The organism is Pelagicoccus sp. SDUM812002 (genome assembly GCF_031127835.1).
Lineage (GTDB): Bacteria > Verrucomicrobiota > Verrucomicrobiia > Opitutales > Opitutaceae > Pelagicoccus.
In genome coordinates, this window is record NZ_JARXHX010000008.1 from 198789 (window position 1) to 215876 (window position 17088).

Sequence of the window (17088 nt, forward strand, 5' to 3'; positions counted from 1 at the left end):
ATGAACGATTACCTTAGTGCTTTGGCTGGAGGAGTACTGCTGGGAGGCACGGCTCTGTTTTTGCGTTTGGCGCTAGGATATCCTCTAGGAATTTCAGGCTTTTTGAGTAAAGCCTTAAGCTTCAAGCTTACGGTTGCGGGATGGCGGCTGAGTTTCTTGGCTGGAATGCTTTTAGCGGCCCTTTCTCTGAACTGGATTTACCCCTCAGCGATCTCGGAGCCATTGAGCGCCGATCTGTGGGTCTTAGGCTTAGCAGCCTTGCTGGTCGGAGGCGGAGCAAGGATAGCGGGAGGTTGCACGAGCGGTCACAGCTTGTGTGGCATGGGTAATCTGGATCTCGATTCCGTAGTTGCGACCGTAATCTTTATCGTATCGGGTGCGGTTGCAGTCCTCGTAATGGGAGGAACTTCATAATGAAACAGAACGTTTTCGCTTTCCTTGCTGGCGTGGTATTTGCTCTAGGCCTAGGCGTTTCGGGGATGTCGCAACCGTCTAAGGTGCGTGGTTTCTTAGACTTCTTTGGTGATTGGGATATAACGCTGCTCTTTGTTTTGGGGCCAGCTGTGTGTATTTATCTCTTGGGTACGCGAATAGCTGCTTGGGTTTCGCCGGAACGTTTCAGAGTAAGTTCTGATCCGGAGCGGATGGGCGTGCGTTTTTTCTCTGGCTGTATCCTTTTTGGGATCGGCTGGGGGATGGTCGGGCTATGCCCTGGACCGTCGATTGTGATCTTGGGGCAAGGCTCGTTTCCCACGGTGCTCTTCTTCCTGTTTGTTCTGTTGGGGATCTATGGAGCGGACCGGGTATTAGCTGGCCTTAGCGGCGAAAAGTGAGGCTAACGGAGGCGAAGCTTTGGCCTCCTTCTTGTTCTCGGAATTCCTCGCTGCGGTAAATCATCAAAGCCGAGAGTTTGAATCCAGGTTTCGAATACGATAAACCAGTTTCTACCTCTTGGACCCAAGGATTGCGAGTGACGCTGTGACTTCTGCCATTTGAGTTTCCGTCGATGAACAGGTTTTGAGCGACGTAGCTCATTTTGCCCCCGAGTACCCAGTAAACCCGCGACGGACGTAGTTCTTTAGGTACCGCGAGATAAGGAGCCCGCGGGGTGACGCCAGTTGCGGGAGAGCCTATTCTATCAAAGGAATGAGCGATGTCGGGCCTTTTGCCGAAACGGATTTGAAAACCTTGGCTTAGGCTGCTGTCAATATTTCCTAACGAAACGCGATTGCTTTCGGAGAATTGTAAATTCAGTTCATCCCCCAGCTGCCAGTCGATGTGAGTCTTACTGCGGCTGTGTTCAATCGCGTATCCGAATTCATCAGATAGCTGGTTGTGCCACCCCAGCGGCATACGGTCGTCTATCAACTCGTGCACGGCCCGCTGGATATCTTCGGCGAAGGAGCTGGGTCCGACTAAACCGAGCGTGAGTTGCCAAGACTTGAGCGAATTGTAAGTGCTCTTGTGGGTGCCGTATCGAAGGTAGCTCCATCCTGCGTAAGGCCGGTCGTCCTTTACGATTTCTTCGGCAACGAGGTTTTCAGGAGTGAAGATGAGCTGTCCGAGGGCGAGCGTAGTGTGGTAGCTCGCGCTCTCGTTGGGCTTGTTATACGGTCTGTATGCAAAGTCGAATTCGGTGCCAGCGGTGTAGCGGGAATCAGTTCCGGCAGGAGCATCGTTTTCCATACGGATCGTGAAGGAATCGATCTCGCGGTCGGCTTCAAGCGTGGTGCCAACGAGTATAGTTAGCAGGAGAGCGGTCCCGCGGATCAGCTGGCGCGTCTTCAATCTGACTGTGCTAATAGTCATTTGATTAAGCTTAAGTTAGGCTTGCTGCAGGGCGTGCCCCGTTTCTTGGCAAGGCTCCGCCCCTGACAGCAGGATTTGCTGTAGACCTCTTAAAGTGGATGTCGGTTTCGTTTCGTTGCGGCGTTACACCGCTACAGCCAATTCGGCTTCTTCCTCTTGCACTTCGTTGAACTCGGACTCGAAGTGCTTGTGCAGTTTCTTGCGAGCTCGGTGCGTGTGGCTGAGGATGGTGCCGCGTGGCACACCGGTACGCTCCGCGATTTCGGAAGCGGTATAGCCTTCGACTACGTTCATCTTCAGGTAGGTGCGCTCGTTATCACTGAGCACGCTGAGAAGCGAATCGATGTCGGTATTGGCTCCGAAGCTTTGTTCGCGACCGATGGCGAAGTCGCGATCCTCAAGTGAGTCAAACTGTACGATCTTGGCCCGGCGAACGCCGTCTATGAAAAGGTTGCGGATAGCTCGGTAGAGCAGGCGTCGGTCCGTGACCTCGCCGTACTTTTGCACCAGCTTGAGCCAAGCCTGCTGGGCGAGATCCTCGGCGTCGTGGGTGTTGCGAGTGAACCCGTAGGCGTAGTTCCGTCCTTGGCGGATGAGTTCTGACGCGGACTGGATAGGAGAGGATTCGATGTTGGACTTCATGGCAATTCGTTGGCTTGTGTTTGAATTTGTAACAGATAAAGCGACCGGTCGGTCGGTTTGATTGCCGATAGTTTTCGAAAAACTAAAAAAGTGCTAGGAAAATGTTTGAGACGTTTGGGTTACGGATGGTTAAAGTGTTGTTATTGAGAATCATGTGGGTTTTTTAAAGTGATGGAGACGTTTGTTGCAGATGACTGAGCAGGGAGGAGGTCCGGGGAACACTGGCTTGTTTTAACCCACGCCCTGCAGGAATGGGAGACTCTCGGTGGCATGCGACAGACACAAAAAAGCGGCACTCCTGATTGAGATGCCGCTCGGGATAATGCGATATTGAACCGCCTAGTTTGAGGAGAGCAGCTCTTCAACCTTACTCGTGGTGAGGTAGGCGGGATGGCCTTTGTAGACGACGATGCCTTCTGGATCCATAAGAACGACATGAGGGATGCTGCGTATTTCGAAGAAGCCCGCCATGCGGCTCGAGGGGTCGAGGGCGCTGTAGTATTCCATTTCAGGGGATTTCATTGACTCAACCTTTTGGCGGGACTCATTGGATAAGCCGACGATAGTTAGCCGATCTTGAAACTCTGTGTGCAGCTCATTCATGTGGGGAATGGCTCGGATACAGGGCCCGCACCATGTCGCCCAAAAGTCGACGAGCAGGTACTTTCCCTCCATTTCAGGCTTTTCGGAAATCCACTCTTGAGCGTGGAATTCGGGACCGGGTTTGCCGATGAAAGCGTCGGCGTCCGAAGCGGCGCTCGGTTTGCTCTGGAAGGCGATGACGCTGACGATGCCAACGAGGAGCAGGAAAGGGATGGTAGTATTCTTCACGGCCTGAAAGGGGGTAGGAGTCTTATTTTCTCCGAGACCGCCTGCTCTGGGAGAAGTTTCGCGGCCTTGAGTTCTTATTCGGCGAGGATTTTCTCCACCTGCCTTTTCGCTATTTCGATGGGACCGATTCTACAGAAGTTTTGAGCGGCCACCGTGGCGCCTTCGGAGAGGAGGTAGATGGCTCCGGCGCGTTGCTCCCGGTCTGCGTCGCTAGCGTTGGGCAAGTGTTGGTCGACAAGAGTACGGATAAAGGCGAGGAACTCTTTCTTGTATCCGCGAATGGCTTGTCGCATGGGGCAGCCCAGCTCGGGAGTTTCGGCAAGCATGTTGAGCATGGCGCAGCCACGGTAGCTGCAGGCTTCGGCGGCCTTTGCCTGGTAGTCGAAAAGGGCGACCAGCTTGCGAGCTGGGTCTTCGCTGAACTGCTCGAGGTAGGAATTGCGGCAAGCTATCCATTTTTCGCTGCCACGTTGTAGCCATTCGAGTCCGAGCTCCTCCTTCGATTTGAAATGGGAGTAGAAAGTTCCTTTGGCAATGTCGGCAGCCTCGATGATCTGCTTGATGCCAGTCACGTGGTAGCCTTGCTCGAAGAAGAGCTTAGAGGCGACCTCGATGATTTGGGTCTTTCTGTTGGTTTTTTCAGTCATGCACGGGTGTCTCAGTTCTCTCGCCTTGGCGAAAGGCGGTCAAGTTCCTTGTAGAACTCACGAGATGGACGGGTGAATGACTGCGAGCAGCGATTAGTAGGGTGGAGGCTCTGTTCGGTGCTTCTGTGGCGCGGTTTCGTGGAGTAGTTGCTAAACGAGGGAAGGGGAGATGGGCGATTCTAGCGCTTCGCGCTCCTCGCTTCCCTCGGCTTTGGTTGGCGTCTTGAAGTATCCAAATTATGGATCTTGAGGTTCTAGCCGCGTAGGAGGTCTTGAATGGTGACGTAGACGAGCGAGCTGAGAATGAGAACGGAATATACGATTACTGTGATCATGGTGTGTATGGTTGTTAAGGTTGAACTTCGTTTCGTTGAACGTGCCTTCCCTTAAACACACACCGTGCCAAGTTTGAGTTGATCTTTTGTAAGTCTTTCTTTTGGAGCTAAATAAAAGTTTTCCTGAAATTGATCGGGATCGAGCTACATCGATTCGTCCCATTTTTGGAACAGGTGGAATCCCGAAAATGGAGGTCAGATCCGCGCGGGAATAGCGTGGCGAGCGCACGCTCCCATTCTGCTACCGTGCTTTGGCCGCTTCGAGCTGGTCGAGGTGGTTGAGGTAGTCGCTGACGTTGCCTGGGAAGAGGGTGAGCCCGTCCTTGCGCACTTCGAGGACCTTGGTGGCAATCGGGTCGATGAAGGCGCGGTTGTGGGTCACGATGAGGTAGGCGCCGGTGTATTCCTTGAGGGCTTTCTGCAGGGCGTCTTGGGAACGCATGTCCAAGTGGTTGGTCGGCTCGTCGAGGATGAGGAAGTTTGCCGGCTGGGCCAGCATCTTGGCGAGAGCGAGGCGATTGCGTTCTCCGCCGGATAGGACTTTGACCTTTTTAAAAACGTCGTCGCCGCGGAAAAGAAAGGTGCCGAGGATGCCGCGGATGGAGGTGCCGTTCTTCCCGGAGGAGACCTCTTCCATGGTTTCGAGCACGGTGAGATTTTGGTCGAGCTCGTCGGCTTGGTGCTGGGCGAAGTAAGAGAGCTGAGTGGCCCCGCCGAGCTCTCGTTCGCCGGACTGGAAAGGTTCTACTCCGGCGATGATTTTGGCGATGGTGGTCTTGCCGGCGCCATTGACGCCGACCACGGCGATGCGGTCGCCGCGCTCGATGCGCAGGTCGGCGTCCTTGATGACTTCGTGGTCGCCGTAAGATTTGCTGAGGCTGTCTAGCTTGATGACGGTTTGACTAGAGTGGGGCGGCGGTGCGAAGGAGAAGGAGACCCAGTCCTCTTCCTTGTCGATGACGATGCGTTCGATCTTATCGAGCTGCTTGACGCGAGACTGGGCCTGGCGGGCCTTGGAAGCCTTCGCCTTAAAGCGGTTGATGAACTGCTCGGCTTGGGCGATCTCCTTTTGCTGGCTCTTGTAGGCTTTGAGCTGTAGCTCCTTTCGCTCTGCGCTTTGGCGTTCGTAGACGCTGTAGTTTCCGGTGTAGGTGTAGAGGTTGCCGAGAGAAAGTTCGAAAGTCCGGTTGCAAATCTCATCGAGGAAGCCGCGATCGTGAGAGATCATGAGCAGCGAGCCTTCGTAGGACTTCAGGTAGGATTCGAGCCAATGCTGAGAGGTGATGTCGAGGTGGTTCGTCGGCTCGTCGAGAAGGAGAAGGGACGGCTGGGCGAGAATCAGCTTGGCGAGGGCGATACGCATTTGCCAGCCGCCGGAGAATTCCTCGGTCTTGCGCTTCATGTCCTTGGTGGAAAAGCCCAAGCCAAGCAACACAGACTCGATGCGGGACGGTAGTTTGCCGACGTCGAGGTCCTCCAGGCGGTGCTCCCAGCTTCCGATGAGTTCGAGGGTTTCGTAAAATTCTTCGGATGAGGTATCCATTTCGTCGAGACGAGCTTCCGCTTCCTCGATCTTAGCCTTGAGGCCGAGGATGTCGGCGAAGGCGGTCTCCGTTTCCTCGAAGAGAGTTTTGCCATGCATTTCGATACCGTCCTGGGGGAGGTAGCCGAAGGTGACGTAGTTGGCTTTGTCGACTTTGCCGCTGTCGAACTCCTCGAGTCCGCAAAGAACTTTCAGCAAGGTACTCTTGCCGGCGCCGTTGCTGCCCACGAGACCGATACGGTCGTGGGAGGTGATGGTGGCGTTGATCTCCTTGTAGAGATAGCGTTCTCCGTATTGGAGGGTGATGTTCTGAAGAGCGATCATGGCGAGCAGCGGTGGCGAAATGGCGGCAACTTGTGTTTAAGAGGTAGGCATCCGTCAATCGTGGAGTCAGTCGCTTCCTTATTGGATGGCATGGCGGCACGCTTCCCTCTTAGGGTGGGGGGATGTTGCGGGTGTCGAGCAGAATAGGGATCCCCTTGAAGGAGATTGAGATAAAAGCCATCCGAGCCCAAGGCTCAGGCGGTCAGCACGTGAACAAGGTATCCACCGCGATCCAGCTATTTTTCGATATTCGAACCTCCTCGCTTCCTCCAGCAATCAAGAATCGGCTTCTTGAGCGAAAGGACCACCGGATAAGCGACGATGGCCTAGTAGTGATCAAGTCCCAAGACTCTCGATCTCAGGAAGCGAACAAGGAGGCGGCTCTCGCTCGCCTTTCCGAGTTGGTAGCGAGCGTTTTGGTCGCCCCAAAGAAGCGTCGCCCCACTAAACCGACTCGCGGGGCCAAAGAGAGGCGGCTGAAAGGAAAGTCCATCCGCGGCAAGACCAAGAGCCTGCGAGGGCGACCCAAGCCCTCGGATTAAATTTGCCTTGAAAGCTTTCCGCCAAACGGCTCTTGTGCTGCCTCCCTGCGTGGCTTCACACGCTGGGTGAGGTCCTTCGGTAAGTCCCGCACCGATCCTCAGCGAAAATTGGGGGCGACCATATTTTAGCTTGTGGGGTGCGACTTATCGAATACAACTTTATATAACTATAATTTATAGTTTTCGATGAGCAGAACAACGACTACTAATAGTAGCCGTTTTTTTGTCGTGTAACCACCACGTAAATAGCGACTTACATTTTTGAGATAACACCAAGATTTTAGGCATATGATCGATAACCAAAAAGAAAAGAAGGGGCTCTATTGCCCAGAGTTGGAGCGCGATAGTTGTGGTATCGGTTTTGTGGCGAATTTGAAGGGCCGCAAGTCGCACGATGTGATCGAGAACGCTCTCGTGATGCTAACTAACATGGAGCACCGTGGCGGCACGGGCTACGATGTTTGCTGTGGTGACGGTGCCGGGCTTCTAATTCAGGTCCCGCATGCTTTCCTCAAGGAAGACCTTGCCAAGCGCGACATCCGCCTTCCGCACGCGGGTGCCTACGGTGTGGGCATGATTTTCTTCCCTCAGGACGAGACTCGTCGCGAGGAGTGCCGTGACTTGCTCAATCGCAATCTCCAGACTCTTGGCCTCGAAGTGATTTGTTATCGCGAAGTTCCCCGCGACAATTCCGGCCTAGGACAGGCTTCTCTCGAAACGGAGCCAAACGTGGAGCAGGTGTTCGTAGCCAAGCCCGAGGATCTCGATGCGGAAGGCTTCGAGCGTAAGCTGTACGTAGCTCGTAATTACTCGATCCACCTCGCCCGCGAAACCGTAAGCGGCATTGGCGACGACTTTTACATCATCTCGATGTCGGCGCGCACTATAACCTACAAGGGCCAGCTCACCACAGCCCAGGTTCGCGAGTACTACCTCGATCTCCAGGAAGAGAAGGTGGTCTCAGCCCTCGCGATGTTCCATTCCCGTTTCTCGACCAACACCTTCCCAGCTTGGCGTTTGGCTCAGCCCTTCCGTTTCCTCTCCCACAACGGTGAGATCAACACGGTCCGCGGCAACATTAACTGGATGCGAGCTCGCGAAGTGCTGCTCGAAACCAGCAACTTCAGCAAGGAGGAGCTCAAGATGCTCCACCCGATCTGTGACAGCCACATGTCCGACTCGGCCAACCTCGACATGGTAATCGAGTTGCTCGTGCTCAGCGGTCGTCCGCTTGCTCACGTGATGATGATGGCTATTCCAGAAGCGTGGCAAAAGCAGGACGATATGGATCCTGTTAAGCGCGCCTTTTACGAGTACCACTCCTGCATCATGGAGCCATGGGACGGACCTGCGTCTATCTCCTTTACCGATGGTAACGTCATCGGCGCGACTCTCGACCGCAATGGACTCCGTCCCTCCCGCTTCCTCGTTACCGATGACGACATGCTCGTTATGGGCTCCGAGACCGGCAGCTTGAAGGTTGACCAGTCCAAGGTCGTCCGCAAGGGCCGTCTCCAGCCAGGCAAGATCTTCATCGCCGACTTGGCTCAGGGACGGATCATCTCCGACGACGAAGTGAAGCACGAAGTCAGCTCCCGCCAGCCTTACGGCGAGTGGCTCAAGGAGCATAAGATCACCCTCGAGGACCTTCCCGAGGCGGAAATCACGGTGACTCCGAAGAGCAAGTACAAGCTGCAAAACCGCCAGAAGGCCTTTGGCTACACCGAGGAAGATCTCAACCTCATCCTCGCCGGTATGGTTGGCACCGCTAAAGAGCCGCTCGGTTCCATGGGCGCGGACAATCCGTTGGCTATCCTCTCCGACAAGCCGCAGCACCTCTCCAACTACTTCAAACAGCTCTTCGCCCAGGTCACGAATCCACCGATTGACCCGATTCGTGAGGAGATGGTCATGTCGCTACAGAGCTACATCGGCGGTTCGTTGAACCTGCTCGACGAGACGCCACGTCATTGCCACAAGATCGAGATTCGCCAGCCCGTTCTCTCCAGCGAGGACTTGCTCAAGATCAAGTATATCGACCACGATCATTTCCAAGCTCGCGCGATCGATTGTACGTTCCCAGCGAATGGCAAAGAAGGCGCCCTCGAGCACGCGCTGGAACGAATCTGCCGCGACGCTGCAGATGCCGCCATCGAAGGCTATCAGATCATCATCCTTTCCCACCGTAGCATCGACAGTGACCACGCGCCTGTGCCATCGCTGCTTGCGACGGGAGCGGTTCACCACCACCTCATCCGTAAGGGCCTCCGTGCCGATGCCGAAATCGTGGTGGAAGCTGGAGACGTCTGGGAAACACACCACGTCGCCACCCTCGTCGGGTACGGAGCGGCTGCGGTAAACCCATACCTAGCCCTGGAGACGCTCAGCGCTCTTCGCGACGAGGGAGTGATCGATGTGACCTTCGACGACGCGACGCTCTACAAGCGCTTCTGCAAGGCGGTTAACAGTGGCCTCCTCAAGATCTTCTCCAAGATGGGAATCTCGACGCTGCAGTCTTACCAAGGTGCCCAGATCTTCGAAGCTCTCGGGGTCAACAAGAAGGTTATCGACAAGTACTTTGCGGGCACGGTCAGCCGCATCGAAGGCATCGGGGTAGACGAAATTGCTCGCGAAGCGCTCGCCAAGCATCGCGCTGGTTTTCCGAAGGACCACGACATTTTCGACGAAGACGAACTCGAATCCGGTGGCAGCTATGCGTGGCGTCGTGACGGTGAGCGCCACCTCTTCAATCCGACTACCATTCGCCTGCTCCAGCAAGCGACTGCGACTAACAACTCGGATGTCTTCCGCGAGTACGCTCGCAACATTGACGACCAGTCCAAGGAAGCCTACACGCTGCGCGGCTTGATGAAGTTCAAGTCCGACCGCAAGAGCATCCCGCTCGAGGAAGTCGAGCCGGCCGAAAAGATCTTCAGACGCTTCGCCACCGGAGCGATGTCCTTCGGCTCGATCTCTTGGGAGGCTCACACCACCCTCGCGATCGCGATGAACCGTCTCGGCGGCAAGTCCAACTCTGGCGAAGGGGGTGAAGACCCGATCCGTTTCACCCCGGACGAAAACGGCGACTCCATGCGTTCCGCTATCAAGCAGGTCGCATCCGGACGTTTCGGCGTTAACTCCTACTACTTGACCAACGCCGACGAGCTTCAGATCAAGATGGCTCAGGGCGCGAAGCCAGGTGAAGGGGGACAGCTACCCGGCCATAAGGTCGACGCTTGGATCGGCAAAACGCGTGGCTCCACTCCAGGTGTAGGACTCATCTCTCCACCTCCTCACCACGATATCTATTCGATCGAGGATTTGGCGCAGCTGATCTACGACCTGAAGAACGCTAACCGCGACGCACGTGTTAATGTAAAGCTCGTTTCCGAAGCAGGTGTTGGCACGATCGCCGCCGGTGTTTGTAAAGGTTATGCCGATGTTGTATTGATTGCTGGATACGACGGCGGTACTGGCGCATCGCCCCTAAGCTCCATCAAACATGCGGGTCTTCCGTGGGAGCTCGGCCTCGCTGAGACTCACCAGACCCTCGTTCGCAATCGTCTCCGTAGCCGTATTGTCGTGCAGACGGATGGTCAGCTCAAGACGCCTCGTGACTTGGCGATCGCTACGCTCCTCGGTGCGGAAGAGTGGGGAAGCGCTACTGCGGCTCTTATTGTTGAAGGTTGTATCATGATGCGTAAGTGCCATCTGAATACATGCCCAGTTGGCGTTGCCACGCAGAACCGCGAACTCCGCAGCCGTTACCGTGGCAAGGTTGAGCACGTCGTAAACTTCTTCACCATGATGGCGGAAGGCCTTCGCGAGATAATGGCTGAACTTGGTTTCCGCACCGTTGACGAAATGGTGGGCCAAAGCCAGTGCCTCGAATTCCGCGAAGACGTTGATCATTGGAAGTACAAGGGAGTGGATCTCTCGCCGATCCTCTTTAAGCAAGACGCTCACGAAGAAGACAGCCTGTACCAGACCGTTGAGCAGAAGCATCTGATCCACGATATTATTGACCGCAAGCTCATCAAGGACGCTGCCGCATCGCTTGCCGACTGCGAGCCAGTCAAGCTGTCGTATGAGATTGTGAATACAGACCGTTCGGTGGGTGCTATGCTTTCCAACGAAATCTCCAAGATCTACAAGGGAGACGGTTTGCCGGACGATACCATCGATGTGAAATTCAATGGTTCTGCCGGTCAAAGCTTCGGCGTCTTCACTGCGAAGGGCGTTCGCTTTGAGCTCGAGGGCGATTCCAACGACTACTTTGGAAAGGGCCTCTCGGGTGGAACGCTCGTCGTCTATCCAGACAAGGCCGCTCCTTTCAATGCACGCGAAAACGTAATCATCGGTAACGTCGCCTTCTTCGGTGGTACTGCCGGTCAGTCTTTCATTCGCGGTATGGCGGGCGAACGTTTCTGCGTTCGTAACTCCGGTGTAACGGCCGTCGTGGAAGGCGTTGGCGACCATGGTTGTGAATACATGACTGGCGGCCGTGTCGTCATCCTTGGCGAAACAGGACGCAACTTCGCAGCTGGTATGTCCGGCGGCGTAGCTTACGTGCTGGATAGCGACGGAAGCTTCGCCTCCAAGTGCAACATGGAAATGGTTCGCCTTGGCTCCGTCGAAAAGGACGAGCACAAGGACGAACTAAAGAGCCTCGTAGAACGCCACCGCAAGGAAACGGGTTCCGACGTGGCCAAGGAGCTACTCGAAGATTGGGAAGCTTCGCTACAGAAGTTTGTCCTCGTCATGCCAGTCGACTACGAGCGGATGCTCGAGCTCATGGACAAGGCGCGCGCTACGAACAAGTTCGAGAACGAGTACGACGTCGCGGTAGAAGCCTTCGATATGCATCTCGCCTCCATGGCATAACCCCACCACCTAAGCAGACACCCGAAAGAGAACGAAGACCATGGGAAAACCTACAGGATTTTTAGAACAAGACCGTCAGAACGCGCATGATCGTGATCCAATCGCTCGCTTGAGCGACTGGGAAGAAGTGCACGAAGAAATGCCAGAAAACGAGATCAAGGCGCAGGCTGCTCGTTGTATGGATTGCGGCGTACCGTTTTGCCACGCAGGCGATTCGCAGCACTTCACCGGCATCGCTGGCTGTCCCGTCAACAACCTGATCCCCGAGTGGAATCACTTGGTGTACAAGGGCCGCTGGAAGGATGCTTTTGGTCGCTTGATGAAGACGAACAACTTCCCGGAGTTCACCGGACGCGTTTGTCCCGCTCCGTGCGAAAGCTCCTGCGTACTCGGTATCAACCAGAAGCCAGTGACCATCAAGCACCACGAAGTTTCGATCATTGATCGCGCCTTCGAAATGGGCTGGGTGGAAGTGAATGTCCCTACCAAGCGTACTGGCAAGAAAGTGGCAGTCGTAGGGTCCGGTCCAGCAGGTCTGGCTTGTGCTGACCAGCTCAACCAAGCCGGACACTCGGTAGTCGTTTACGAACGCGCCGATCGTCCAGGCGGACTTCTCATGTACGGCATTCCTAATATGAAGCTGGAGAAGGATGTGGTGCTACGCCGCATCAAGCTGCTCGAAGACGAAGGCATCGAATTCCGCTGCGGCGTCGAGATCGGCAAGGACATCACCGCGACTCGTCTTAAGGACGACTACGATTCCGTGGTTATCTGTACCGGAGCGACTAAGCCTCGCGATCTTACCGTCCCGGGCCGCGAGCTCAAGGGCGTTCACTACGCGATGGAGTTCCTCGGTGCCAATACCAAAAGCCTGCTCGATTCCAAGCACGAGGACGGCAACTACATCTCCGCCACGGGCAAGAATGTCGTCGTCATCGGTGGTGGCGATACCGGCACGGACTGCGTGGGGACTTCGCTTCGCCATGGATGCGAAAGCGTCATCCAGCTCGAGATCATGCCACGTCCTCCAGAAGAACGCGCTCCCGGTAACGAGTGGCCGCAGTACGCTCGCGTGCTCAAGGTCGATTACGGCCAGGAAGAAGCGATCGCGAAACAAGGCCAAGACCCACGCCAGTACTTGGTCATGACCAAGGAATTTCTAGGCGACGAAGACGGCAACCTCCGCGCTCTCAAAACCGTGGAAGTCGAGTGGAAGAAGAATCCAGAAGGACGCTTCATCCCCGCCGAAGTCGAAGGCAGCGAAAAGGAAGTGCCTGCTCAGCTGGCCCTCCTCGCCATGGGGTTCCTCGGACCGGAGCAAACCATTATCGAGCAACTCGGCGTTGAAACAGACGAGCGCAGTAATGCGAAGGCAACCTATGGCAAGTATGCGACCAGCGTAGACGGCATCTTTGCTGCGGGCGACGCTCGCCGAGGACAGAGCCTAATCGTTTGGGCGATCAACGAAGGTCGCGGAGCGGCTCGCTCGGTGGACCAGCACCTCATGGGTGAAACGTGCCTCCCGCTCTAAGCAACAATCGAAAGGATAAATTTCAAAAGGCGTATCGACTTAGTCGGTACGCCTTTTTTCGGGGACAGTGCAGGTAGTGCGGAGCTTTAGTCCTTGAGTGAGCGCTGCCAAATCTTCGCCCCTATTGAGGGCGAGAGTGATACACCAAGTTTTTCGAACCGTACCGCTCTATTTGACGACTGCTTGGGAAACGGATCATGAAGCGCGACGCGAAACAGGTATTGACGGAATTGCTCGTCCTCAAAGCTCAAGGCGGCGATGAGGCAGCGTTTACCGACCTGTACGAGACGTGGAGCAAGGACCTCTTTCGCTTGATTCGCTTCATCATTAAGGAAAGTCACGCTGCTGAAGAAATCGCCCAAGAGGCTTGGATATCGATAGCTCGCGGATTGAAGCGACTCGATGATCCCTCCGTCTTTTGCAGCTGGGCCTTTCGCATCGCTCGGCGGCGATGCATCGATTGGCTACGTAAACAACAGAGCGACCGAAAGAAGAAGCTAGCACTGGAGTCCAACGTTGAAGTTCAGGGGGATGAAGCTCAAGGCGAGAGCATGGTTGTTTCAGAGCTTCTAGAGGAAATCCAAAAAATGGATACAGGTTCTAGAATGCTGATACATTTGTTTTATGAAACTGGGCTCTCTGTTTCGGAAGTAGCAGAGGCCATGGAACTGCGAGCAGGCACCGTAAAGTCGCGCTTATTCGCCATTAGGGAAAAGTTGAAAGCGAAACTCGAAAGGAAAATACGATGAGTGATATTGATGAAAAGATTAGGGCTGCGTTGAGGGATGGGTTTGATGGCGAAGAGTTATTGGAAGACCAAAGCATGGTCGCCGAGGTGCTGTCTCCTTTCCGGGGAAGGCATCGCTGGACGATGTTGATGGGCTTCGTTTTTGGAGCGGCGGGAACAGGACTTGCGATCTGGGCCTGCTTCAAGTTTGCCGCTGCGGATGTGGTAAAAGATCAACTCATCTGGGCGGGCGTATGCGTGCTGGGGGTTTTGATAAACTCCATGATCAAGATCTACTTTTGGATGGAGATGCACAGCAACCGGATCCTGAGGGAAATTAAAAGAGTGGAATTGTTGCTGGTAAAGGATCGGGAGTAGAAGCTCCCACAAGAAAAAGACCCGCTCAGGGAGCGGGTCTTGGAATGTGTATCTAAATTAAAACTACCTTTCTTCGACAGCAACGGAGTAGGTTTTGCCTTTGACTGCGATATTGTAGCGTCGGGCTGAATCGCTGAGCTCGATCGTTTCCGAAGGGCCGGTCTGAGCTATAGCTGCGGCGGCAGTCGCTTGAGGAGCGGGTGAAGGTGTTGGAGCTGGCGCGTCCTTGCTTTTGTAATACGCGTCGAGTTCCTGAGGGAACATCGCTTGGATAACGCAGTGTTCATCGTCGGTGGGCATTCCTTTTGCCGCGAGGGCTTTGCGAAGGGCGTCCATGCCAGGATCCTTAAGGTCGGCTGGGCGTTTCGTGATAGGATCCTTGCCGGACTTTTGGGCGGCGATCTTTTGCACCTCGGGATTGACGGGGGCGGGAGTGCGACCGTAGTAGCCGAGTGCGATGTCTGTAGCCTGGGGGGAGAAGTTCTTCCAGCGGCCGAACTTGACGTTGAGCATGGCTTGCACGCCGACGATTTGGGAAGTGGGCGTAACTAACGGTATCCAGCCGAGGGCTTCGCGAACGACGGGGATTTCCTTAAAGACGTCCTCGAACTTGTCTTCCATCTTCTGCTCCTTGAGCTGATTGCGGAAGTTGGATAGCATGCCGCCTGGGACTTGATACTTGAGGGCGTCGGAGTCGACGCGCTCGTTGGAGAAACTGGTGAAGTCCTTAAGTTCTTCGTAAACCTTTGTGAAGTGTTCGCGGAGGAACTGCAGGGCGTCGAGGTCGTACTTCGGACAACGGGGGTGGTTCTCAAGGAGGGAGAGCATGCGGGCTGTATCCGGTTGGCCAGTACCGTTGGCGAACGGGATGATAGAAGTGTCGATGGAGTCGACTCCCGCTTCTACGGCGGCGTAGTAAGTGGTGGCTCCCAGTCCGGCGGTGTCGTGGGTATGGATGACGACGGGGATCTTCACGCGGTCCTTGAGGCCTTTGATGATGTCATAGGCTTGCTGCGGAGGAACGAGTCCGGCCATGTCCTTCAAGCAGAGAGAAGCGCAGCCTAATTCTTCCAGCTCCTGGCCGAGCTTGACGAAGGCATCGGTAGTGTGGACGGGGGAAGTGGTGTAGCAGATGACGCCTTGAGCTTCCTTACCGGCCTGCTTAGCAGCCTTGATGGCGGTGCGCATGTTGCGCGGGTCGTTGAGAGCGTCGAAGATGCGAAAGATGTCCATGCCGTGCTTGGCGGACGTCTTGATGAACGTTTCGACGATATCGTCTGGGAAGTGGGCGTACTGGACGATGTTCTGCCCGCGCAGCAGCATCATGTGCTTGGACTTGGTGCGGGAGCGAATGGCGTCGAGGCGGTCGAAGGGGAATTCCTTAAGGAAGCGCAGGCCGGCGTCGATGGTGGCGCCGCCCCAAGTTTCCAAGCAGCCGAAGCCCATGCCGTCCAAGACCTCGAGGGCAGGGAGCATTTGGGCGGTGGTCATGCGAGTGGCCGCGAGGGATTGGTGTCCGTCGCGAAGCACGGTGTTGTTGAAGATGACTGGTTTGCTCATGGCTATGCTAGGGATTGGTTAGAAACGCTAGTGATTAGAAATTGTTAATTAGCAGAGAAGCTTATGCTTTAGGTCGCTAAATGCAAATGCTTATTCTGGGAACAGATAAAATTAGAAAAACTAATCGATACTATGAACGGAAGAGAATGGATTCCCGTTGGAAAAAGGAGGCGACGAGACGGATGGAGAGCCAAGCGTACGCCAGCGAACTGGCGAGGGTGACGGTGAAGAAAGGGAGGTCGAAGGCGTCGCTCAGGAGTTGCTTCATGGAGAGAGCAATGTTGAGGACGGGGATGAAGCCGACGTAGAGGGGGCTCTCGGCGTCGAAGACGAAGGAGAGGGCCGCGGGAAAGAGGAAGATGACGATGAAGGGGAAGATGTAGGCCTGAGCTTCCTTGGGGTTGCGGGCGAAGGTGGAGACCAGCAGGAGGGCGGCCGAGCTTAGGAGAGCAAGCGGAACGACGATGGCCACGAGGGCTGCCAGGTTCACGTAGGAGAGGGAAAAGGATTCCCCGAAAAGGCTGCTGACGATTTGCTGGCCGAAGCTGATGGCAGCTACGATCCCGAGGATGGAGCAGATCGCGGAGAGGAGGCTGACGACGAAGATGGTGTAGAGCTTGCCGCGCACGATGTCGTTTCGGGAAGCGGGGGAGACGAGCAGCGTTTCCATAGTGCCGCGTTCCTTTTCGCCGGCGCAGAGATCGAAGGCGGTGTTCAAGCCTCCGAAGGCGGCGCCCATGATCACGATGTAGGGGAGGAAGATGGAAAGCACGAACCCTGACACGGCAGTATCTTCGGCGATGCTGGTAGAATTGATCTGAGTAGGCTGGATGAAGCTTTCGTCGAGGTCGGCGGAAGCTAGACGCGATTTGATTTGTTGCTTGTTGAATTCATTGAGGACTCCTCTTAAGCGGCCGTGGGCGTTGCCGGAGTTCTCGTTGGCTTGGTCGTAGAGGATCTCTATGGGAGCGGTGCCTTGGGATTGGAAGGAGGAGCGGGCTGTAGGAGGAATAACCACCACGGCGCGGGACTGGAAGGACTTGATCGCGTCGATCGACTCGTCTCGGCTTTGGTAGCGGGAGACTTCGATGGATTCGTTGGTTTCGATGAAATCTGTGAGTTCTGGAAATTCCGCTTCTTGGTAAATTCCGACTTCGAGAGTGGCTGTCTGTTGCTCGACGGCCTTCTTGCTGCCGAAGAATATGACCGCGCCCATGAGGCAAGGGGTGAGCAGCAGAGGAGAAACAATGACGCCGAGTATGACACGTTTGTCGCGTAGGGTTTCTCGGAGTTCCTTGAGAAAGATGACTTGGGTGAGGGACATTCGAATGGGTG

General features: G+C 55.2%; 14 protein-coding genes. 7 read left to right on the forward strand and 7 right to left on the reverse strand.

Features of this window, described 5'->3' with window-relative positions; genetic code table 11:
- Both QEH53_RS13495 and QEH53_RS13500 read left to right on the forward strand, forming a co-directional pair.
- Positions 1–414, forward strand: coding sequence for a hypothetical protein (locus tag QEH53_RS13495; protein ID WP_309023732.1), 414 nt, complete (start codon positions 1–3; stop codon positions 412–414).
- On the forward strand, positions 414–833 hold the full coding sequence (locus QEH53_RS13500) for a DUF6691 family protein (protein ID WP_309023733.1): 420 nt from the start codon (positions 414–416) through the stop codon (positions 831–833). The genes QEH53_RS13495 and QEH53_RS13500 overlap by 1 nt, the downstream gene beginning before the upstream one ends.
- Here the strand turns inward: QEH53_RS13500 and QEH53_RS13505 are convergent.
- The 5 genes from QEH53_RS13505 to QEH53_RS13525 all read right to left on the reverse strand — a co-directional run bounded on the left by QEH53_RS13505 (position 817) and on the right by QEH53_RS13525 (position 6131).
- Entirely contained in the window at positions 817–1809 is a 993-nt protein-coding gene (locus QEH53_RS13505) for a lipid A deacylase LpxR family protein (protein WP_309023734.1), read from the reverse strand. The two genes, QEH53_RS13500 and QEH53_RS13505, sit on opposite strands and share 17 nt — an antisense overlap.
- A gap of 123 nt (positions 1810–1932) precedes the next feature.
- Positions 1933–2451 (reverse strand): RNA polymerase sigma factor, encoded by a 519-nt coding sequence (locus QEH53_RS13510; RefSeq protein WP_309023735.1) that lies wholly within the window; start codon positions 2449–2451, stop codon positions 1933–1935.
- A 339-nt stretch (positions 2452–2790) separates the two neighbouring features.
- Complete coding sequence (locus QEH53_RS13515) at positions 2791–3282, reverse strand: TlpA disulfide reductase family protein (protein ID WP_309023736.1); 492 nt, start codon at positions 3280–3282, stop codon at positions 2791–2793.
- 74 nt (positions 3283–3356) lie between these two features.
- Positions 3357–3929 (reverse strand): TetR/AcrR family transcriptional regulator, encoded by a 573-nt coding sequence (locus QEH53_RS13520; RefSeq protein ID WP_309023737.1) that lies wholly within the window; start codon positions 3927–3929, stop codon positions 3357–3359.
- A gap of 576 nt (positions 3930–4505) precedes the next feature.
- Positions 4506–6131 carry an ABC-F family ATP-binding cassette domain-containing protein gene (locus tag QEH53_RS13525; protein ID WP_309023738.1) on the reverse strand — a complete coding sequence of 542 codons (1626 nt, stop codon included), beginning with the start codon at positions 6129–6131 and terminating at the stop codon, positions 4506–4508.
- A 122-nt stretch (positions 6132–6253) separates the two neighbouring features.
- On the opposite strand from QEH53_RS13525, the gene arfB reads away from it, so the two are divergent.
- The 5 genes from arfB to QEH53_RS13550 all read left to right on the forward strand — a co-directional run bounded on the left by arfB (position 6254) and on the right by QEH53_RS13550 (position 14193).
- Positions 6254–6673: an alternative ribosome rescue aminoacyl-tRNA hydrolase ArfB gene (arfB, locus tag QEH53_RS13530; protein WP_309023739.1), complete on the forward strand. Its 420-nt coding sequence runs from the start codon at positions 6254–6256 to the stop codon at positions 6671–6673.
- Between the two features lie 288 nt (positions 6674–6961).
- Positions 6962–11557, forward strand: coding sequence for a glutamate synthase large subunit (gltB, locus tag QEH53_RS13535; protein ID WP_309023740.1), 4596 nt, complete (start codon positions 6962–6964; stop codon positions 11555–11557).
- A 40-nt stretch (positions 11558–11597) separates the two neighbouring features.
- On the forward strand, positions 11598–13088 hold the full coding sequence (locus tag QEH53_RS13540; RefSeq protein ID WP_309023741.1) for a glutamate synthase subunit beta: 1491 nt from the start codon (positions 11598–11600) through the stop codon (positions 13086–13088).
- Positions 13089–13285: 197 nt separating this feature from the next.
- Positions 13286–13837, forward strand: a complete 552-nt coding sequence (locus QEH53_RS13545; protein WP_309023742.1) for an RNA polymerase sigma factor — start codon at positions 13286–13288, stop codon at positions 13835–13837.
- The gene (locus tag QEH53_RS13550; protein ID WP_309023743.1) at positions 13834–14193 is read left to right on the forward strand and encodes a DUF6768 family protein; all 360 of its coding nucleotides are present in this window, start codon (positions 13834–13836) and stop codon (positions 14191–14193) included. Before QEH53_RS13545 ends, QEH53_RS13550 begins: the two co-directional genes overlap by 4 nt.
- A 63-nt stretch (positions 14194–14256) precedes the next feature.
- Here QEH53_RS13550 and QEH53_RS13555 read toward each other — a convergent pair whose 3' ends face one another.
- Both QEH53_RS13555 and QEH53_RS13560 read right to left on the reverse strand, forming a co-directional pair.
- Positions 14257–15753: a pyruvate carboxylase subunit B gene (locus QEH53_RS13555; RefSeq protein ID WP_309023744.1), complete on the reverse strand. Its 1497-nt coding sequence runs from the start codon at positions 15751–15753 to the stop codon at positions 14257–14259.
- A 130-nt stretch (positions 15754–15883) separates the two neighbouring features.
- A complete protein-coding gene (locus QEH53_RS13560; protein ID WP_309023745.1) occupies positions 15884–17077 on the reverse strand; it encodes an ABC transporter permease in 1194 nt (397 codons plus the stop codon).
- Positions 17078–17088: the final 11 nt, after the last annotated feature.